Annotated in this window: 12 protein-coding genes; 6 read left to right on the forward strand and 6 right to left on the reverse strand. The window is 65.1% G+C overall.

Translation table 11 applies throughout. The features are described from left to right. Window positions 1-35 precede the first annotated feature (35 nt). Together IC605_RS18855 and IC605_RS18860 are read right to left on the reverse strand one after the other, a co-directional pair. Window positions 36-806 (reverse strand): DUF4391 domain-containing protein, encoded by a 771-nt coding sequence (locus IC605_RS18855; protein ID WP_216327804.1) that lies wholly within the window; start codon window positions 804-806, stop codon window positions 36-38. Further along, the gene (locus IC605_RS18860) at window positions 803-4,075 is read right to left on the reverse strand and encodes a helicase-related protein (RefSeq protein ID WP_216327806.1); all 3,273 of its coding nucleotides are present in this window, start codon (window positions 4,073-4,075) and stop codon (window positions 803-805) included. Before IC605_RS18860 ends, IC605_RS18855 begins: the two co-directional genes overlap by 4 nt. Before the next feature lie 325 nt (window positions 4,076-4,400). On the opposite strand from IC605_RS18860, the gene IC605_RS18865 reads away from it, so the two are divergent. Continuing rightward, the gene (locus IC605_RS18865; RefSeq protein ID WP_216327808.1) at window positions 4,401-5,618 is read left to right on the forward strand and encodes a zinc ribbon domain-containing protein; all 1,218 of its coding nucleotides are present in this window, start codon (window positions 4,401-4,403) and stop codon (window positions 5,616-5,618) included. Next, window positions 5,615-6,397: a hypothetical protein gene (locus IC605_RS18870; RefSeq protein WP_216327810.1), complete on the forward strand. Its 783-nt coding sequence runs from the start codon at window positions 5,615-5,617 to the stop codon at window positions 6,395-6,397. Before IC605_RS18865 ends, IC605_RS18870 begins: the two co-directional genes overlap by 4 nt. A 137-nt stretch (window positions 6,398-6,534) precedes the next feature. Here IC605_RS18870 and IC605_RS18875 read toward each other — a convergent pair whose 3' ends face one another. Both IC605_RS18875 and IC605_RS18880 read right to left on the reverse strand, forming a co-directional pair. Next, complete coding sequence (locus IC605_RS18875) at window positions 6,535-7,098, reverse strand: hypothetical protein (protein WP_216327812.1); 564 nt, start codon at window positions 7,096-7,098, stop codon at window positions 6,535-6,537. A gap of 10 nt (window positions 7,099-7,108) precedes the next feature. Then, complete coding sequence (locus IC605_RS18880; protein WP_343216672.1) at window positions 7,109-7,384, reverse strand: hypothetical protein; 276 nt, start codon at window positions 7,382-7,384, stop codon at window positions 7,109-7,111. A gap of 300 nt (window positions 7,385-7,684) precedes the next feature. On the opposite strand from IC605_RS18880, the gene topA reads away from it, so the two are divergent. The 3 genes from topA (at window position 7,685) to IC605_RS18895 (ending at window position 10,873) form a co-directional block, all read left to right on the forward strand. Next, entirely contained in the window at window positions 7,685-9,697 is a 2,013-nt protein-coding gene (gene topA / locus IC605_RS18885) for a type I DNA topoisomerase (protein ID WP_216327818.1), read from the forward strand. A gap of 100 nt (window positions 9,698-9,797) precedes the next feature. After that, window positions 9,798-10,058 (forward strand): hypothetical protein, encoded by a 261-nt coding sequence (locus IC605_RS18890; protein ID WP_216327820.1) that lies wholly within the window; start codon window positions 9,798-9,800, stop codon window positions 10,056-10,058. A gap of 95 nt (window positions 10,059-10,153) precedes the next feature. Continuing rightward, window positions 10,154-10,873, forward strand: coding sequence for a hypothetical protein (locus tag IC605_RS18895; RefSeq protein ID WP_216327822.1), 720 nt, complete (start codon window positions 10,154-10,156; stop codon window positions 10,871-10,873). A gap of 12 nt (window positions 10,874-10,885) precedes the next feature. Here IC605_RS18895 and IC605_RS18900 read toward each other — a convergent pair whose 3' ends face one another. Further along, complete coding sequence (locus tag IC605_RS18900) at window positions 10,886-11,749, reverse strand: nitroreductase family protein (protein WP_216327825.1); 864 nt, start codon at window positions 11,747-11,749, stop codon at window positions 10,886-10,888. 115 nt (window positions 11,750-11,864) lie between these two features. On the opposite strand from IC605_RS18900, the gene IC605_RS24810 reads away from it, so the two are divergent. Further along, window positions 11,865-12,236 (forward strand): HNH endonuclease signature motif containing protein, encoded by a 372-nt coding sequence (locus tag IC605_RS24810; RefSeq protein WP_246581044.1) that lies wholly within the window; start codon window positions 11,865-11,867, stop codon window positions 12,234-12,236. A gap of 63 nt (window positions 12,237-12,299) precedes the next feature. On the opposite strand, the gene IC605_RS18910 is transcribed toward IC605_RS24810, so the two are convergent. Next, complete coding sequence (locus IC605_RS18910) at window positions 12,300-12,488, reverse strand: hypothetical protein (protein ID WP_216327828.1); 189 nt, start codon at window positions 12,486-12,488, stop codon at window positions 12,300-12,302.

Consider the following 12,488-nt stretch of genomic DNA (forward strand, 5'->3'; position numbering starts at 1 on the left):
ATGTCAATTTAACACAGTAAGGAATCTGCGGGTCCTCAGAAGGTCAGCCGCGCTTTTTCGATCTCCAATGTTCGAAGCCTCAGGTTCAATTCGACCCGGCGGCCGAGTTGCTTTTCGCGCCTTGCCTCAGCACGCAGTCCAGCTATTTCTCGCTCCAGCCGGGCATGCTCTGCCAGCCTGGAGCGCAGGGCAACGCTGTCCTCGGACAGTTGGTAGCGGCCAGAAATCCGCGCGCCTGCGTGGGCCAGGCCCGCCCTGACCCACAAGTCGTACAGGGCATAGAGATGCGGTGTCGGGTGCCCACCGAGGCCCAGGTGAGTCAGGTAGACCGGATCATGTGGTGAGGGAACGGACCCCAGCAGCACGCTGACAGGAGCGTGTTCCAGTACGACTTGTCCTTCGGCAGCCTGCGAATGTCGCTTGTGGCTCACGCTGACTGCGACGCTGCGGGCCTCCGGCGCGACGCTGAGCAGCAGTAGTGGGTAGGGAATGGCCCGGTGAACCAACTCGGCGAGGCGGCCGGATTTGCCAGTGCCGAGCCCTGTCTCCCGCAGCGTGAGTGTCAGGACCGCCAGCTCGGTGTAGGTCTGGGTTTCACTGCTGTATCCGGGAATGGCGACGGTCTGCGGTTTGAGGCTGGCCTCCCACCGCAATTCGGCTACGTGAGCCTCTATCAAACGCCTGTCGGCAGCAGTCGGCGTGCCGTGTTCGAGCAGCAACTTTTTGGGAATGCGCTGGCCCACCTCGGCCGTAGGCGGCAGGTTCAGGGCAGCCAGAACGCGCTGAGAGGGGGAATCCGCGCTCAACGGCCGGACCTGCCAGCAGCTTCAGCCGCGAGCGTGGCGGAGGTGGCAACACCCGTCACAGCGGGTGCCACTGGAAGAATCGCCAGATAGGCCACCACCTCGAAGTCGTTCACGCCCGCAGAGCCCCCCTTGCCGGTGTGCGTGCCGCCCAAGTTGAAGAGGCTGGCGGCGGCACGTTCCTCAGCCTTACCCGTGATGGCTTGAACTGCGGCGGTCAGGTGCGTTTGCACGTCTTCCATGCGCTCGCCCCGGCGGGTCAGACGCTCAAAGCGCTCCACGGCACCTTCTTCGGGCTGGTCGCGGCCCGCACTCAGCTTCCGCAGGCGGTCGAGCGCCTGCTTGGCCTGGGTGTAGGGGAGCAGGGCGGCGCCGTCCTCACCCACGTGCACCAGAAAATGAGGGCTCAGGGGATAGTCCTTCTCCACCGCGCTCAGCGCCCCCGGCGTGGCAGCTCTCAGGCAGAACAGCGTGCCAGGGGGGATGGTGCCGTCCGAGACCACCGCGGCAAAAATGCCGGGGGGGAGCCTCTCAAACTCCTGGGCGGCGTCCGGGTGGGCGCCCAGATAGGTGGTCAGGTCCACCCGGAAGTCGTTGAGGGTGAGGTCTGTCAGGCTCAGGCCGCTGCCCAGGTCTTCAAGGTCCATCACCGTGTTCTGAAGCTGTTGAAGCTGCTTGCGGCGGTACTCCAGGTCGTTCATCACGTTCCCGGCCTGCGCCTCGATCAGGTTCTCCTCGCCGGTCGCGGAGATGTCGAGCAGCATCATGCGCCCCGATACCCGGCTTTCCAGGTTAATGTACTCGTCCAGTTCCATGTTCGGCCAGAAGTTCACCAATTGAATGCGGTCGTTCGGACTGCCGATCCGGTCAATCCGCCCGAAGCGCTGGATGATCCGCACCGGGTTCCAGTGGATGTCGTAGTTCACCAGCAGGTCGCAGTCTTGGAGGTTCTGGCCCTCGCTGATGCAGTCGGTGGCAATCAGCAGGTCGAGTTCGCCCTCGCCTGAGAGGTCGGCCGGACGACCCTTGCTGCGCGGGCTGAAGGCGGTCAGGATGCTGGCGAGGTCGGTCCGCAGGCCCGGCAGGGTGGTCTTGTTGCTGCCGGAGCCAGTGACCAGCGCGGTCTGCATCCCATGCACCTGGCTCGCCCATCCCGAGAGCTGGGCATACAGGTACTTGGCGGTGTCAGCGAAGGCGGTGAACACGATGACCTTGCGGTTGCCGGGGTTGAGGGGGTGGGCCAGCTTGCTCCCGATCACACGCCGCAGTTGGCTGAGCTTGTCATCCTGCGCGGGCAGCACCTCGCGGGCGCTGTGGAGCAGGGCCGCCAGCCTGTCCCGATCCTCTTCCAGGTCCTGCCGCCAGCGCACCCGGTCCACATCCGCGAGCAGCACCTTGACCTCGCGGCCGACCGCCTGCGTCTCCAGCATTGGGTCGTCCTCGGCCAGGTCCTCAATGCCCGGTTCGCTGATGTCCCCGCCCCCGTGCCCGTCATAGGCATCCAGCCGGGCCAGGGTGTGCTCGACGTCAGCGAGTTGCCGCTCCAGCGTGAGCATGAACGCGTGGACGGCACTTTCCATGCGCTTGAGCAGGTTGACCCGCAGCAGGTGGATCATGTTCTGCTCACGGTCGGACTGTCGGAAAACTTGCCCGGCCTTGGTGGACCCCAGCCGGGTGAGATAGCGGCGCTCGTACTCCTCGCGCTTGTGTGGCAGCAGGTACTTCATGGGCGCGTAGGCCGCCAGGCTCAGCCGCCGGATCTCCGTGTTGATCTCCTGAATGGCGGGGAACAGGCCGCGGCTGTCCACCTCCGCCTTCACGTTCAGGGGCGGCAGCCGTTCCGGGAATTTGCCGGTTTCGGCGGTGCCGTAGTAGCGCTGGATGTGCTTGCGCGAGCGGGCAATCGTCAGCAGGTCGAGCAGCCGGAAGTAGTCGAAGCCCAGCATGTCCGTCAGGTGGGCCGGGGTGCGTTCTTCCTCCGGGAGTCTGAGCCAGGCGTTGAACTGAAGTTGGGCCCGTCGGGTGGTGCCTTCCACACTCGGGATGCCCTGCCCGGACAGGGCGGTGTCATCCCCCTCGGTGACGAAGGCAATCTGATTTTTGAGGTCGGCCAGGCGGTTGTTCACCGGCGTGGCGCTGAGCATCAGCACGCGGGTTTTGACGCCCGATTGGATAATCTGCTCCATCAGGCGCGAGTAGCGGGTCACGCGGGTGTTGACCGCAGCCTTGTTTCTAAAGTTGTGCGACTCGTCGATGACCACCAGGTCGTAGTTGCCCCAGTTAACGTGGGCCAGGTCAAGCTCGCCGCTCAGCCCGTGGTCGCGCGAGAGGTCAGTATGGTTCAGGACGTCGTAGTGGAAGCGGTCGGCGGCCAGGGGGTTGCGGCGGTCGTTGGCCCGGTACAGCGTCCAGTTGTCGCGCAGCCGCTTGGGTGCCAGCACCAGCACTCGGTCGTTGCGGAGTTCGTAATACTTGATGACCGCCAGCGCCGTGAAGGTCTTGCCCAGACCCACGCTGTCGGCCACGATGCAGCCGCCCAGACGTTCCAGCTTGTCGATCACGCCGACCACACCGTCGCGTTGGAAGCGGAACAGCATCCTCCAAATCTCGGTGTCCTTGATGCCCGTGCCGCTACGGACGATGCGCTCCTCGTCCAGCTCGCCGCCCAGCTCCTTGAAGACGTGGTAGAGCACCGCGTGGTAGATGCGGCTTGGCGGGTTGGGGACGCTCAGGGCGCGCAGGTGTGTTAGAAGGGCGTCTTTGTCGGCCTGCCCGGCAACCTGACTGGCCCACATCTGGTCGAACCACGCGCCCAGCAGGCCCGCCTCGTCCGCCGTCTCCGTGCATTGGATCAGGCTCAGTGGGTGCCCGGGCGTGAGGCCCAGGCCCGGTGTGGTGAGCGCACACTGTCCGGCGATGACCCGCAGGGACCCCGCGTCCGCCCGGATGCCCAGCATGCCTTGGGGCACTGTTCCCGGGGTGAACCGAAGCTCGGCCCCGGCCAACCAGTCGGCCAGTTGCCGTGCCAGGGCGGGACCATTGAGGCGATTGCGGGCGGCGCGGTCCGTTTCCGTGCCGAACAGGTCCAGCACGTTCACATCCTGCGGGAGGATGAGCCTTTTGGAATGCGCCGCGAGCAACAGCTCACGCGCCTCCTGAAAGGCGAACAGCGAGAGTTGTGGCGTGGCGACATCCAGGCTGTAGGCCGGGGGAAGAGCGGACTGAAGGTGAGCCAGGACTGTATCTGCACCCTGGTTGCGGACGAGCTTCATGTCGCCGATTTTCTCATTCCTTGGGCTCTGCGTGCCGCGGGTTTGCGGGAGGGGCAGGACAGCCTGGGTGGGAGCGTCTGGGCGTTGCACAACTCCAGCTCAATCAAATGTCGCCGAGAAAGGCGAGGTGACGCTCCAGCTCCTCGCGGATAGGCCCGTACTCTGCCACCCGCCACCCCTCTTCTCACTGGGCCTGCATCTCAGCGCGTGCCCATCAAGGCTAGGGGTGGCCGAGGCACAGATGGGGTCGGACGATTCCAAAATCAGTTGTGAGTGAGAAATATGTGCTGTAGCCTCACCGTCAGCATCTTCTAGGAGGCCGACGATGATGACCTGTCCGAATTGCGAGCACCAGACAGACGCGAACCTAAACTTCTGCATGCACTGCTATCAGCAGACGAAGTGCATCAAGTGCAAGAACACTCTGGTTAAGGGCGCACCCAGATGCCTGCACTGTGGGGAATCGCTTGTTGGCAGCGGGGCGCAGGCGAGCACGCAGAACACGGTGCACCTGGAGGAGAAGTCCGAGCGCAAAGGAGAGAACTACTCCAACTATCGGAGGCTGACCATCAGCGCCAACGACGACGCCATTCCAGGATTCGCCAACGCCCTCAGCGGCAGTTTGGGCGCCGTCCACCAGCCGCAACGGACCATCACCGCCGAGACCAGGAGGCAGCAAGCCTTGCCGGTCGCACAGCAGGATGGGGCGCCTACCGCTTCTGAGGAAGCGATTGAGGAGGCTGAGGAGGTGCACGTGCCACAGGTGCTTGCGCCTACGCCTGAACTCAAGCAGATCGGAGAACTCTTCGACCGTAATTCCTCAGGGGTCATCGTTTCCAAGGAGCCAGACTTTAAGGGGAAGACGCAGAAAGAGCAGCAGGTCCGCTTCACACTGCTGTTCGCCTATGCGCACGAGCACCTCGGGGGCGGAGGTGTGTCGCGGGAGATCATCTATGCTGCCGCGAGGGCGCGCAACATCTTCGATGCAAACCTCGGCCGCTACATGCCGACTATTCTCCGCGAGCACTTCTACGAGGACTCGGAGGGCATTTACAAGCTGAACCGCGCAGGAACCGAGTCTGTGAAGGGATACATTGCTGAAATCTTCGACCCTGAGATTCCAGCAGGGCGGTCCTACTGGGAGTCCAGCTCGAAGCCACCACGGCCGCGTTCCTCCATCGGCAAGTCGGATCAGAAGCTGGTGGAGGAGTGGCTCGCAATCCCATCCAAGTTTGATGGACTGGACGTTCGGTTTATCACCAAGACGGTTGACCATGTAGTGTTTGCAATCTGGCTCATAACACGCGGCTTGGATGTCGTCAAGTCGGTTGCACCATCTGTCGCCTTTGACTACTATAAGAAGAAGTTCGAGACGATTAACATCGATTATAAGCAGTTCGGCCGCGAGATCAGCCGGGAGACCATGAGGCAACTGCTGGAGCAGACAGCCGACCGGAAGTATTACCCGAAGCAGGAAGCGGACGCACTCGTCGAAGGTTGGCTAATGGAGCGGGGCATTACGGCGCCCTATAGGGAAGGATGACGAGCTTCCAAGCAGATATTCAGACGCTGGTAACGAAGCTCTCCTCGTCGCTGCCGAAGGAGATTATTGAACGACTGATCACTGAGTACATCGAGATTAAGCATCAGTTCGTGCTCAACAAGCACCGGCCCAGCGAGCTGTCGGGGGGGCACTTTGCAGAGACGATGGTGCGCTTGCTTGAGCACATGAGGCAGGGGACATACACGCCGTTCGGAACCACAATCAGAGCGCCGAACATCCTTGGACCGTTCATGAACGATACCGCGATGCCTGCTTCTTTCCGGCAGTTCGTCACCGCGCTCCTTCCCGTCATGATGGACGTCCGCAATCGTCGCGGTGTCGCTCACCCGGGAGGAGACATCAACCCTAACTACGCCGACTCCGTGTTTGTCGTCCACTGTGCAGACTGGCTAATGACGGAGGTGGTCCGCCACTTCTACGCGTGCAGCATCCAGGAGGCCACTCGGCTGGTGGCAAGCATCAACCAGGCCAAGGTTCCGGTCGTCTTCGATTACAACGGGATCGTCCGAATTCTCGATACCAAGCTCGACTTCAAGAAGAAGACTCTATTGACGCTCTACTACAAGCGTCCGGAGGAGGTAACAGACGCCCAACTGATGACCTGGCTGAGGTACTCGTCGTTGGCTGCCTACCGCAAGAACATCCTGATCCCACTTGATAAGGAGGCGCTAATTCTACGCACAGGCGACCGCTCCATATTGACGACTACTGGGATCAAGCACGTTGAAAAAAACATCGAGTTGAACATCGAGGTCTGAACCAGTTCCCGTTGGCAGGGATGCCAATTGAGTCCTTGAATCTGAAGTTGAGGGCCAGCGCCCCTGCTCAGAGGGGCGCCGGGATGAAAACGCATCGTGCTCTCCTTACGATATAGAGTAGGAAAAGCGAGCCCCCGTCAGCCTTCCCCCTGGGCCTCCGCGCCCTCCCGAGGCAGGACTGCCTGCACCATGTAGAGCAACAGCTCGTGCAGCCGCCCCAACTGCCGGTCAAGGAAGAACAGGTGACGCTCCAAGTCCTCCTGGAGAGGTGCGTACTCGGCCCCCCGCAACCGCTCTTCCTCCTGAGCCCGCATCTCCAGCACCTGCCGCCGCCGCGCCAGCAGCAGGCGAACCCGTTCGTCGGACCCCTCTTGGGTGACGAACCGGACAGACCCGGCCATCTGCACCACGGTGGTCGCACCTGAGAGCCCTGCGCCAGCAGTCGCCGCGAAGGCCCGCACCTGCTCCTTGGAGGTCACCCTCACCCGCACGCCGCGTTCCAGCAGCGCCACCATCACGGGCAGTTCTCCACCACCCAGCGCCTGCACCAGCACCGCCGCCGGGCGCAGCTCGCCGATACGCTGGGCCAACCGCTCCACGCCTTCCAGGGAATCGTCCTCGGAGAAGACTTCACCCGTCGGGGCGACGGCCGCCCGCCAGGCCCCCCGGCTGTGCTTCAGACCGACGTACACCTCCGACATGCCCACCTCCTCAGAACGGGATCAGGAGGTTCAGCAATCGCCGCAGTTCGTCCGGCGAATCATCCGCCGTCCGGGTGGCGGCGCGGGCAGCCATCTCCCGGAACTCCTCCTCGGACGGGAGCGCCGTGGCCTCCACGGTGAGGGTATGGGGAGACCACCCGGCCTCGCTGCCGCACTCGAGAAGCACCTCATCTGGGCCGTAGCAGCGCCCGGGCTCCAGCTCGAAGCGGGCTCGCCACACCCCCTCGGGCGCCAGGACGATGAAGAGGAAGGAAGAGAGCGTCACTGCTCCCATTCTGCCCCCACAAAGGTGAAAAGCACGAACACGTCGGGAAAGTCGAGGCGTCCCAGCGGCAGAGAGGGTCCGCAAAAAACAAAGAGGGGCCCCGTCCCGCCCTGTGCCTCTTCAGAAGGCGTGTCCGGGGATGTGGCGGTGCCATCTTGATCCATCCACCTGTTCCTGGGAACGAGCACGTCTGCCGGCCAGACGCCTCAGCGCCACGCTATCGTAAGTACGTCTCACACGCTGTGAAGCGGACAGATGAGCATGAACTTTTCCTACCACTGCCGCACTGGAGGTGTGCCCGTGAGCACGCTCGTGATCGTGGAATCGCCCAGCAAGGCGAAGAAGATTCAGTCCTACCTGGGCAGCGGGTACGTGGTGCGCGCGAGCCTGGGGCACGTGCGGGACCTCCCCTCGACCAAGGCAGAGATCCCCGCGAAGTACGCGGGCGAGGCCTGGGCCCGCCTGGGCGTGCATGTCGAGGAGGGCTTCAAGCCGCTGTACATCGTGCCCGCGAGCAAGGCCAAGGTGGTCAAGGAATTGCGCGAGCTGGCGAAAGGCGCCGACCGCGTGCTCCTGGCCACCGACCCGGACCGCGAGGGGGAGGCCATCGCCTGGCACCTGGCGCGGGCGCTCGGGCTGGGGACGGACCCCGAGCGCATGACCTTCCACGAGATCACGAAGGACGCCATTCAGGCGGCGGCGCGTCGGACCCGGCCCATCGACTACGCCCTGGTGGGCGCGCAGGAATCCCGCCGCATCATTGACCGGCTGCTGGGCTACGGGGTCTCACCCCTGCTGTGGAACAGCATCTCGTCCGGCCTCTCCGCTGGGCGGGTCCAGTCCGCCGCGCTGGCTGCCCTCGCCCACCGCGAGCAGGCCCGCATGGCGCATGTGGCCGCGCCGTACTGGCGCGTGACGGCCACGGTGGGAGAACCGGCCTTCACCGCCACGGTGTTCAGCGTGAGCGGGAAGCGCCTCGCCACGCCCAAGGACTTCGACCCGGCCACCGGCCAGCTCAGAACGCCCGCGCTCGTGCTGACCCCGGAGCAGGCCGCGCAGCTCGTCGCGTTCCTCAAGGCCCGACCGGTGACGGTCGCGGCCGTCGAGCGCACGCCCTACTCGACCCGGCCCCCGGCCCCCTTCACCACCTCGACCCTCCAGCAGGAAGCCTCCAAGGGACTCAAGTTCAGCCCCAAGCAGAGCATGGACGTGGCCCAACGGCTGTACGAGGGCGGCCACATAACGTACATGCGGACGGACAGCCCCTCGCTCAGCGAGGAGGCCACCCAGGCAGCCCGTGCGGTCGCCGTGGCGGCCTTCGGCGCGTCCGCCGTGCCCGCCGCCCCCCGCGAGTACGCCGCGAAGGCCAAAAACGCCCAGGAGGCCCATGAGGCGATCCGCCCGGCGGGGCGCTCGTTCAAGGCACCGCAGGACACCGGCCTCTCGGGGGGTGAGCTGGCGCTGTACGACCTGATCTACCGCCGCACGGTCGCCTCGCAGATGCTCGACGTGCAGGGCACGAAAACGGGCCTGACCCTCAAGGCGGGCGGGGTACAGCTCGGCGCCACGGGTCGCACCGTGACCGAGCCGGGGTTCACGCGGCTGTACCAGGACGTGCCCGAAGGGGAGGGCGAGGACGCCCAAGCCCTTCCCGACGTGCAGGAAGGAACCACGCTGCCCGTGCAGGACGCCCGGGCCGAGGAGAAACACACCCCGGCGCCGGGACGTTTCACCGAGGCCTCGCTGGTGCGCGCACTGGAAAAGGTCGGCGTGGGTCGCCCCTCCACCTACGCCTCGATCCTCAGCACCCTCGACGCACGCGGGTACACGCGGGTGGTGAAGCGCCAGCTCACCGTGACCTGGCTGGGCCTGCTCGTCAGCGCCTACCTCTCGAAGTTTTTTGCGGACCTCGTAGACGTGCAGTTCACCGCACAGATGGAGGCGGACTTGGACCAGATCGCCGTGGGCGCCCTACGGCGTGAGGCGTACCTGACTCGCTTCTGGACCGAAGGCTTCGCCCGGGTCATCGCGCGGGCGCCGCAGCAGGCCCCCAGCGTGCCGGTGCCCCGCGTGCCCGGCGCGGTCGTCACCGTGAAGGCGGGGGAGGTCGTGCTGAGCCTGGACGGCCGTTCCGCTCCCCTGCCGCCCGAGCTGAGCCCGGACGAACTCACGGCGGAGGTGGCCGGTGAAGTCCTCTCCGGGACGGCCCTGGGTCCGGTGCGTCGTGCGGCGACACGTGAGGGCAAGGTTCGCAGAACAGGCGGCAGCCTGAAGAAGCGTGCAGGTGCCCCCCGGAAGAAAAAGGCCGCGTAGAACGGCAGGAGACCTGTCACTCCGTCGTTGCGGTTCTGGAACCTTTCCGCACGTTTCCACTCACGCACCTTCAGTACGCTGAAGGGGAAAGGAGGTTTGTATGCTCAACCCGTCTCCCGTCACGTCCCCTGTTTCCGCGGCCCTGCCCGGTGTCCTGGACACCATGCGCGCCGCCGATTCCCGGCTGGTGCGTCTCGTGTTCGCCCTGACCTTTGCGTTCATCGTCATGTCGGCGCTTGCGCTGCCGCTGGGTTGCACGACCGCCGGGCACCTGGTCAACTCGGCGCTCGACGACGCCACACTGCTGATGTTCGCCATGCTCCCGGTTCTGTACCTCTCCGGTCGGCAGCGCCGTTCCTGACCGCAGCGGCCAGCGGGGGCGGCGAGCCCCCGCCTTCTGTTGCACCTGGCCCGACCCGGCGACAAGGGCCGTCCGCAAAAAGTAAGGTGAGGGGTATGCCACGTCTGTCCAGTCTCGTGTTTTGCGTCATGGCCTCCTGCGCACTCGCGCAGACCGCACAGGGCATCACCGTCAAGCAGAACAGCGTCATGCTGACCTACGCGCCCGAGACGGGGTTCGTCGTGCGCGTGCAGAGTCGTCTCGCGGCCGACTTTCCCAAGGGGGAGCGGGTCGTTCAGGCCAACGTCTCGTGTGACTCGATCCAGGTCAGCAACCTGACGCGCGCCGACGAGGACGACGTGGCCGCCTGGCGCAAGCGCTTTGTGCAGGACAACATGATCGTGCTGGGGTCCACGCGCCTCTCCTGCCAGGACGGCCGCCTGGTGGTTCGCGCCGGGAACCGCGCGGCCCTCCTGCAACGCTTTCCCAACTACGCCCCTTCGTACACCCCCGAGCAGCGCGCGGAGCTGGAGGCCCTGGACCGCTATCCCGCGCTGACGCTGTATCGGGATGGCGTGGAGTTCCTGGGGTTTCGTTTTCTGTTCACAGGCGGCAAGGTGACGGCCGACAGCTCGGAGGGCCAGATGGCCGTCTCCCAGGGTGGCAAGCCGCGGCCCGTACTGTTCGACGGGAAGCTGACGCCGGTGCCGCTCAACAACCAGCGGCCCTACACCCTGCACACCTCCGTCCCGGGCAGCAAGGTGTGGTCGAACCTGCGGGTAGATTCCGTGACCGGCACCGTGACGATCTGGTCCAGCGAAACGCCCCAGCCATAGCCGGGGCGCCCCTCACCCGTGTTCCGGCGTGGTGCAGTCCTCCCGGAACACGTACTGGTCCAGCCGCTTGCGGTGGCGGCTCGACCAGTCAATCGACGGGCGGGAGATGGTCTCAGGAACGTACCCCAGACGGTACAGGGCCATCAGCGCCAGGTCGTCCGGCACCTTGAGCAGCGCCTCGATCTCCCGCCACTGCTCGGGGATTTCCATAGGGGTGCTGACGAACTGGATGCCCATGCCGAGCTGCCCGACGGTGAGCCAAATGTTCTCCATCGCCGCGCCCATGCCGAACAGGCTGTAGAAGCCGCTCAGCTCCCCGGGCACGTACTCGGTCTTGTCCAGCAGGACCGCGAGCAGAAGGGGGCTGCCCGCCACCAACTTACGGTTGTCTTCGCCGAGACGTGCGGGCACACCCAGGGTCCGCATCAGAGACAGACCCGTGTTGGTGAACACTTGGCGCGTGAAGGGACGCAACGGCGCGGGCAGGTGGTCGAAGTACATGCCGGAGCGCGTCGCCTCCATCTCCGCTTCTGAGAAGCGGAAGTACCGCCTGTACCGCTCGAAGAAGAGGCCCCGGTCCATCAGGGTCCTCATGCTGTGGCCGGAAATGCGCGCGATCTCGTCAATGGTGCCGCGCTCCTCGATCAGTACGAAGCGCCACGGCTGGCTGTTGAAGTGGCTGGGCGCGGCGCCCGCCACCCGCATCAGCAGGTGCTGGTGCTCGCGGCTGACGGGATCAGGTTTGAAGGGCCCGTTGGTGGTGCGGCGTGACAGGATGCCCTCGACCAGCACACGCGCCCGGTCGCGCAGGGCGTCGCTGTCCACTTCAATGCCGGTGGGGGCATCAGGAACAGCCGTGTTGTTGCCTTGATTCATGGCGTCCAGCCTACACGCCACGCACCAGGACGGAATTCAACGCTGGCAGCAGAGGCCAGCGGCCGCGTGATTCCCACCTGGGGCACCATCAGGTCCGGCCTGGTAGCATCCAGCCATGCGCGCGAAGCGGTACGTCCTTCAGACCGTCCGCCCACCCGGCTGGGGAGTGCTGACCCTCGCGGCGCAGCTCGCACGCCTGAAGCTGCCCCGGAAGCGGGGGTGGTATCCGCGGACACTGAACCGGGAGACCGGCCGCATGGAGTACGTGCACCGCCAGGTGGCCGCCCAGGTTCTGGGCCGTCCCCTGCTCCCCGGCGAGGTGGTTCACCACGCCAACGCCGACCGGCAGGATTTCCGGCGAGAGAATCTGCGCGTGCTGCCCTCCCAGCGGCACCATATGGCCCTGGAGCACTTGGAGCGCAAGGCCAAGGTCGGGGTGGTGCCGCTCTTCGACTACGACGAGATGCTGGGACTCGGAAGTGGCTGAGCCCTCGACCGTTCCAAAGAGTGCGCCCCGAGTCTTTACTCGGGGCGCTCGACGAGGTGCGGTTCAATCATTGCGGCTGCCTGGACCGCTGTAGTAGTAGCTGGTCCGCTGGCGGGTGGGGGGCTCGTCCTCACCCTTGAGCAGGTCGCTGCGGCTCATGGCTTTGCCCGAGCTGGACACACCGTCCAGAACCGCTCCCGCCACGTACAGCACACCCTTCATCACGGCCCAGGTCGCTCTCAGCACGATCAT

Origin of the sequence: Deinococcus aestuarii, from assembly GCF_018863415.1 — a bacterium.
In the GTDB taxonomy this organism is placed as follows: domain Bacteria; phylum Deinococcota; class Deinococci; order Deinococcales; family Deinococcaceae; genus Deinococcus; species Deinococcus aestuarii.